The organism is Streptomyces beijiangensis, from assembly GCF_017315755.1.
Classification (GTDB): domain Bacteria; phylum Actinomycetota; class Actinomycetes; order Streptomycetales; family Streptomycetaceae; genus Streptomyces; species Streptomyces beijiangensis.
This window is the reverse complement of the sequence record NZ_JAFLRJ010001467.1, coordinates 1-232: the sequence shown is the minus strand read 5'-3', so window position 1 is coordinate 232 and position 232 is coordinate 1. Positions and strand designations below refer to the sequence as shown.

1 protein-coding gene is annotated in these 232 nt (G+C 73.7%); it reads right to left on the bottom strand.

The window, feature by feature from the left end; translation table 11 throughout:
• The coding region (locus J0695_RS42280; protein ID WP_206970099.1) for a hypothetical protein at positions 1-210 on the bottom strand (210 nt) is incomplete at its 3' end.
• Between the last annotated feature and the right edge of the window lie 22 nt (positions 211-232).

The following is a 232-nucleotide window of genomic DNA, read 5'->3' as shown; positions in this document are numbered from 1 at the left end:
GGGCACGCCACAGGCGACGCACACCGCGACAGTCACCGCGATCGCGGCCCACTGGGCGATGTTGATCCACCCGAAGCGCCGCATGACTCCGGCATCCATCGGGGGAGGCGGTGGCCCCTGGGCGACGGCCCTGCGACCCAGCACCAGCACACCGGCCGTGGCGGCCAGTCCGAGGACGGCTGCCACGGCGGCCGGGGTGGCGGTGACCACTGAGGTCCCCACCATCCACCAG